7 protein-coding genes are annotated in these 6,659 nt (G+C 32.6%); all 7 read left to right on the plus strand.

Annotated features, from left to right (window positions below):
• Positions 1-191, plus strand: a 191-nt coding sequence (locus PHC28_RS13920; RefSeq protein ID WP_300101802.1) for a hypothetical protein, incomplete at its 5' end; no start/stop codon positions are given.
• Positions 192-319: 128 nt separating this feature from the next.
• The gene (locus tag PHC28_RS13925; RefSeq protein WP_300101805.1) at positions 320-904 is read left to right on the plus strand and encodes an acyl carrier protein phosphodiesterase; all 585 of its coding nucleotides are present in this window, start codon (positions 320-322) and stop codon (positions 902-904) included.
• Positions 901-2,583 carry a gamma-glutamyltransferase gene (ggt, locus tag PHC28_RS13930; RefSeq protein WP_300101807.1) on the plus strand — a complete coding sequence of 561 codons (1,683 nt, stop codon included), beginning with the start codon at positions 901-903 and terminating at the stop codon, positions 2,581-2,583. The genes PHC28_RS13925 and ggt overlap by 4 nt, the downstream gene beginning before the upstream one ends.
• A gap of 18 nt (positions 2,584-2,601) precedes the next feature.
• Positions 2,602-3,270, plus strand: a complete 669-nt coding sequence (locus PHC28_RS13935; RefSeq protein ID WP_300101810.1) for a DNA alkylation repair protein — start codon at positions 2,602-2,604, stop codon at positions 3,268-3,270.
• Positions 3,271-3,313: 43 nt separating this feature from the next.
• Positions 3,314-5,098, plus strand: a complete 1,785-nt coding sequence (locus PHC28_RS13940; RefSeq protein ID WP_300101813.1) for a chloride channel protein — start codon at positions 3,314-3,316, stop codon at positions 5,096-5,098.
• A gap of 62 nt (positions 5,099-5,160) precedes the next feature.
• Entirely contained in the window at positions 5,161-6,114 is a 954-nt protein-coding gene (locus PHC28_RS13945) for a Fic family protein (protein WP_300101816.1), read from the plus strand.
• A 70-nt stretch (positions 6,115-6,184) separates the two neighbouring features.
• Positions 6,185-6,659, plus strand: a 475-nt coding sequence (locus tag PHC28_RS13950) for a peptidoglycan DD-metalloendopeptidase family protein (protein WP_300101820.1), incomplete at its 3' end; no start/stop codon positions are given.

Below are 6,659 nucleotides of genomic sequence, written 5' to 3' on the forward strand. Positions count from 1 at the left end.
CTTTATTATTATTCAAATATATTATTTTTTTCTTACAAATCATAAAAAGGACTTTATATTTATTGCAAATCTTTCGTACTTATGTGAGTATAAAAATAGGCGAACCAATCATTTGGGTGAATCCTAAACTACATCGAAAAACCCAACAGCAAGGAGTTGTGCGAAGTCAATTATATCCGTTTACACCTTAAACTTTTACCCTTTTATCGCCTTCGATATGCCAATTGCATAATTAATAAAACCATATAGAAGCATTTATTTTAAAAGCGAATTTATTATTCTCTTACATAATTTAGATTAAAATCCCTATTTTAGGCGAATGAATTTTCTAGCACACATATACCTTTCTGGAGATAATGATTTGATGAAAATCGGCAATTTTATGGCCGATGGCATTCACGGAAAATACTTTGACAATTTTCATTTAGACATTCAAAAAGGAATTATTTTGCATCGTGCAATAGACACTTTTACTGACTCACATCCTATTTTTAGACAAAGTACCAAACGGTTGCACGCCAATTATCATCACTATTCTGGAATTATTGTGGATATTTTTTACGACCATTTTTTGTCCAAAAATTGGAGCAACTATTCCGATGAAAAGTTAGAAGATTATTCAGAACGTTTTTACCAATCTCTGAGAGATAATTATAATGACTTGACACCAAAAACCCAAAAAATGATGCCTTATATGATTGATCATAATTGGCTGGTGAGTTATCAAACTATTGAAGGTATTGAAAGAGTTTTGGGAAGAATGGATACCCGAATGAAATACGATTCGAATATGCGGTTTTCAGTTGCAGAGTTAAAAACGTATTACCCTGAATTTGAACAAGAATTCACTTCATTTTTTGATTTTTTAATTACTTTTACCAAACAAAAAACAACTTTATTATGAAAAAAATAGTCCTTCTCATTTGCTTTTCTATTTTCTATTTACTTCCAATTAAAACTTGGTCACAAACGGGTTTGGTTACCCAAAAAGCAATGGTAGTTTCTGCACGTGAAGAAGCCTCAAAAATTGGTGTCGAAATAATGAAAAAAGGAGGTAATGCCTTTGACGCAATGGTTGCTACCGAATTGGCCTTGGCAGTTGCTTATCCTTACGCAGGAAATATTGGGGGCGGAGGATTTATGGTTTTCAGAAAATCCAATGGAGAAACTGGTGCTTTAGATTATAGAGAAAGAGCACCAATGGCAGCTCATAAAGATATGTATCTTGATAAAGACGGAAAAGTAATTCCAAATTTAAGCGTTGATGGAGCTCTAGCAATAGGAATTCCGGGAACCATTGCTGGCGTTTTTGCTGTTCACGAAAAAATGGGTAAACTTTCTATCGAGGAAATTATGAAGCCCGTAATTGCTTTGGCACAAAGAGGAGTCGTAGTTACTGAAAAACAAGAAAAAAGGTTAGAACACTATCATAATACTATTGTCAAAGTTAGTGGCGAAAAAACTTTACTTGCCCAAAATTACAAAGTAGGTGACACCATAAAATATCCAGCTTTAGCCGAAACATTATCAAGAATAATGAAAAATGGAAAGGATGAATTCTACAAAGGTGAAACTGCCCAAAAAATTGTTGATTTTATTCAAAAAAACGGTGGAATCATTACTCTCGAAGATTTATCTAAATATGAAGCTAAATGGAGAAATCCTATTACTTTTAATTACAAGGATTTAAAAATTATTTCTATGTCGCCACCTTCGAGTGGAGGAATTACTTTGCAACAAATTATGAAAATGATAGAACCTTATTCTCTTTCAAAATTTGGTCATAATAGTGTAAAAACTATTCAAGTTATTACTGAAGCTGAGCGAAGAGCTTATGCAGATAGAAATTATTTTCTAGGCGATCCCGATTTCGTAAATATTCCAAGAAAAGAATTACTCGACAAAAATTATTTGAAACAAAGAATGAAATCTTTCGATTGGGATAAAGCCACTTTATCTTCTGATGTTTCGCACGGAGAAATTGCCATTTCTGAAAGTAACGAAACCACCCATTATTCTATTATGGATGCTGAAGGCAATGCGGTTTCAGTAACCACAACACTAAATGGTGCTTATGGTTCTAAATTATATTCGGATGAGCTAGGCTTTTTCTTCAACAACGAAATGGACGATTTTAGTGCCAAACCTGGTGTTCCAAATTCATACGGATTAGTTGGTGCAGAAGCAAATAGTATTGCACCACAAAAAAGAATGTTAAGTTCGATGACGCCAACAATTGTAGAAAAAAACAATAAATTATATATGATTGTAGGTTCACCAGGTGGATCGACCATCATCACTACAGTTTTACAAACTATTTTGAATGTAAAAGAATTTAAAATGAGTATGCAAGAAGCTGTAAACGCACCTCGTTTTCACCACCAATGGTTGCCTGACGAATTGATATTTGAACCTGAGGCTTTTTCAAAAAACATATTGGAAGGCTTACGATTAAAAGGATATATTATCAACGAAAAAAATCCACCGGTTCTAGGAAAAGTAGATGCTATTTTAGTTTTGCCTGACGGAAAATTAGAAGGCGGAGCGGATAAAAGAGGTGACGATAAAGCGGTAGGATTTTAGTTTTTAGAAATGTATTAAATGGAGTTTATAAAAGCTTTAGAAATCGATTTTCAGAAAAAAAACAATCCTGAAAATGCTTTTGCAATGGCGAAATATATGCGAAATCATTTTTCTTTCTTTGGAATAAAAACGGTTGAAAGACGGAACATTTTTAAAGCGATTTGGAAAGAAAACCAAGAGGAAATTGCTAAGAATCCTAGAAAAATTGCCTTGCAACTTTATTCAAAACCACAACGTGAATTACATTATTGCGCCATTGAAATTTTGATAAAACAACTCAAGGGAAATTACAAAAAAGAAGATATTCAACTCCTAGAAAAACTCCTAATCACTAATTCTTGGTGGGATAGTGTTGATACGATTGCTAAAAATATTCTGGGTGAATATCTACTAGAACATCCATTGGAAACTGAAAATGTAATTGAGCGATTTTCAAATTCAGAGAATATGTGGCTTAATCGAAGTGCAATTCTTTTTCAATTGGGTTATAAACAAAAAACCAACTTCGATTTACTAAAATCAGAATGTGAAAAACATAAAAATTCCAACGAATTCTTCATTCAAAAAGCCATTGGTTGGGCTTTGCGTGAATATGGAAAAACAAATCCTGAAGTAGTACGGAATTTTGTAAACCAAAACCATTTAAAAACTTTGAGTAAAAAAGAAGCTTTAAAAAACATCGGCTAAAAGCAAAAATAATAGTAAATTAGCACTTTCTTAAAAAAATAAAATGTTCAAAAAATATTTTTACAAATTAGAAAATATAATTGCCTGGTCACAATCTATACTTACGCCAAAACAATTTATTTTCTTGTCAAGTATTTTAGTTGGTATTACTTCAGGTTTTGCAGTTATCATTTTAAAAACATTTGCGCATAAAGTTTTTTCATTTGCCACTTACATCAACGGAATTTTAAAATTAAGTTTCATCAATAGTATTTTGCCAATAATCGGAATTCTACTTACCGTTTTTGTGGTCAAAAGAGTTTTAGGTGGAACAATTGAAAAAGGAACTTCACAAATTTTATATGCCGTTGCTAAGAAAGCAAGCATAATCCCAAGAAAACAAATGTACGCTCAAATTATTACGAGTTCGCTTACTGTTGGTTTAGGAGGTTCGGCAGGTTTAGAAAGTCCTATTGTTATTACTGGTGCTGCTTTTGGGTCTAACTATGCTCAAAGATATAAATTGAGTTATAAGGACAGAACACTCCTCATAGGTTGTGGAGTTGCAGCTGGGATTGCCGCTGCATTTAATGCACCAATCGCGGGTGTTTTGTTTGCCATCGAAGTGTTGCTTGTCGATGTGAGTATTTCGGCATTTACACCTATTATGATTGCTGCCGCTGCAGGTACATTAGTTTCTTTAATCGCCTTAGATGAATCCATTTTATTATCATTCAAACGTAAAGAAATCTTTGATTATCACTTTATTCCTTATTATATTCTTTTAGGAACTCTCACTGGATTTATCTCTATTTACTATGCAAGAAATTTTCAAAGAATTGAACATATTTTTACTCATCTTAGATTTAGTCCCTACAAAAAAGCATTAATTGGAGCATCTATTTTAGCTGTAATTATTTTTATTTTTCCTGCCCTCTTTGGTGAAGGTTATGAAAGTATAAAGATATTATCTGAAAAAAATCCTAGTCAATTATTAGATAATACTTTATTTAGTAGTTATCAAAATAATGATTGGGTTCTTTTAGTTTTTATTGGTTTTACAATGATGCTCAAAGTCTTTGCTTCCGGAATTACGTTAGGAAGCGGTGGAAACGGCGGTAACTTTGCTCCTTCCCTATTTTTAGGTTCGTATGCGGGTTATTTGTTTTCAAAGTTTTTAAATTTAACTGGACTTACTCATTTACCCATCAGCAATTTTACAATGGTGGGAATGGCAGGAATTCTTAGCGGATTATTTCACGCTCCACTAACTGCAATTTTCTTAATAGCTGAAATAACAGGAGGTTACGATTTGATGATTCCGTTGATGATAGTAACTTCTATCAGTTTTGCAATTTCAAAACGTTTTGAAAAACATTCAATGGATGTGAAACCTTTAGTAAGAAAAGGAAATGTTTTTACAACAAATAAAGACACAAACATTCTCTCTACTTTGGATACTAATTCAATTATTCAAACTGATTTTCTAACGATTTCACCAGATGAAAATTTAGAAAAATTGGTCGATTTAATTTCCCACTCTAACCAAGTTATTTTTGCAGTTGTTGATAAAGAAATGCATTTGATTGGAATTGTTCACTTCAATAATATTAGGGAAATCATCTTTAATAATTTCAGAGTAAAACACACTTTGGTAAAAGAAATTATGACTCCCACCATCGATATTATCTATCCTGCAGACAGTATGGAAACGGTAATGAATAAATTCGAAAAATCTAGAGTAACCTTCTTGCCTGTACTCAAAAACGGAAAATATTATGGATTTATATCCAAAGCTACCACACTTGAAGCCTATAGAGCCAAACTAAAATTTATGACAATAGAATAATTTTAATATCGGATGAAAATAAATTTTTATTTATCCGATATTAAGAGTATCTTTGTTGTGTAATGTGGAATATAGACTTAACATATCGAGAAGAATTTCAATCAACCTTTGACAGATTGTTCAAAAAAAAGCAAGATTTGCAATCCAGCAGACCTTTGCCAGCAATCGCTTTGAACAAAATCAAGGAAAGCCTTTCCATCGAATGGACTTATAATTCAAACAGCATTGAAGGCAATACATTAAGTCTCAGGGAAACGCAAATGGTTTTGCAAGAAGGAATAACCGTAAAAGGAAAATCGCTTCGGGAGCATTTTGAAACCCATAATCACGACAAGGCAATTGACTATTTATATTCGATTATTAATGACGAATATACGTTGCGAAGCATTGATATTCTTTCGCTTCACGGCTTAGTTTTGCGTTCTATTGAAGAAGATTTTGCAGGTCGAATCCGTAATGGAGGTGTTCGAATTACTGGTGCAAATTTCACTCCACCAAATGCTAACAAAGTGCCCGATTTACTCGACGAATTAATAGCGTTTGTAAACACGAATCCGCAACAACTTAATGATATTGAATTGGCAACGGTTTTTCATCATAAATTAGTCTGGATTCATCCATTCTTTGACGGAAATGGTCGTACGGTTCGTTTGGCAATGAATTTATTGTTAATGCGCTCAGGATTTCCTCCTGCTATTATCTTGAAAAATGACAGAAAAAAGTATTATGAAGCACTCAATCAAGCAAATGGTGGTAATTATCAAAAACTGACTCTTTTGATGTGTCAATCGCTCGAAAGAACGTTGAATATTTACCTCAATGCTTTGCCTGACAATGACAAAGAATATATCGAAATTTCAAATTTGGTGCAAGAACCTAATATGCCTTACGGTCAAGAATACATTAGTTTATTGGCTCGACAAGGAAAAATTGACGCATACAAAGAAGGTCGAAACTGGCTCACCACTCGTGAAGCAGTCGAGAACTATATTGCTACTAGAAAGAGAAAACGCTAACTAAATTAGTTGGCGTTTTTTATGTGTATTTTTCTATCTTTATGCCAAATCTATTTATTACATCCCCATTATGCCAAAATTAGAAACTATTTTTTCACAATTCGAAAACATAAAAGTCATTGATGATTCTATTCCCTATTCGCAATATGTATCATTAGATTTATCAGTTGCAAATACAGATTTATCTGAAATGGATTTGGGAAATGCCAAAATTTTTGAAGATTATATTGAAGATTTTCTTCTAAAAAATAATGCAAAAGTTGCTTTTGGAGGTTATAATGAAATACGAAATCTTTACAACCAAAATTCTCATTTTAATAACGATGAAAGAAATATTCATCTAGGAATTGATTTTTGGATAAAAGCAGGAACACCTGTATTAGCGGCTCTTGAAGGAAAAGTTCATAGTTTTGATTACAATGCTGGAATTGGAAATTATGGTCCTACAATTATCTTGGAACACTTTTTCGAAAACCAAAAATTTTATACTTTATACGGACATTTATCGATGGAAAGTATTGAAAATATCGAAATTGGTTCCATTT

Origin of the sequence: Flavobacterium sp. (assembly GCF_028712645.1) — a bacterium.
Classification (GTDB): domain Bacteria; phylum Bacteroidota; class Bacteroidia; order Flavobacteriales; family Flavobacteriaceae; genus Flavobacterium.